The sequence below is a fragment of the Flavobacterium sp. NRK F10 genome (genome assembly GCF_024054235.1).
Classification (GTDB): Bacteria; Bacteroidota; Bacteroidia; order Flavobacteriales; family Flavobacteriaceae; genus Flavobacterium; species Flavobacterium sediminis.
In genome coordinates, this window is sequence record NZ_JAMXLC010000012.1 from 1 (window position 1) to 394 (window position 394).

General features: G+C 40.4%; 1 protein-coding gene. It reads right to left on the minus strand.

Annotated elements, in window-relative coordinates:
• Positions 1–50: 50 nt before the first annotated feature.
• Positions 51–394: transposase (locus NHF50_RS15630; RefSeq protein ID WP_252777367.1), on the minus strand; the 344-nt coding region annotated here is incomplete at its 5' end.

Sequence of the window (394 nt, forward strand, 5' to 3'; positions counted from 1 at the left end):
GACACTATCCCGTAAAGTGTGTAAGTTATAAATCGAGGGTTTGGCTTTTATTAAAGCTGAACCCTTTTTTCAAATATAGTTAAAAACTGGTTTAAAATAATGCCCCAGTTTCTAATAGGCATCGACCATTTTTTAGTGGCCTCCCTGAGTGCTAGAAAAGTGGACTTCATAACCGCTTCATCCGTAGGGAACGAGAGCTTGTTCTTGGTGTATTTCCTGATCTTTCCATTGAGGTTTTCAATAAGGTTCGTGGTGTAAATAATTTTTCTGATTTCTAAAGGGAACTCATAAAATGCGGTAAGTTCCTCCCAGTTGTCCCTCCAGCTTTTAACGGCATAGGAGTACTTGTGTTCCCATTTTTTGGCAAAGTCATCCAGAGCGGCTTTTGCTGCGC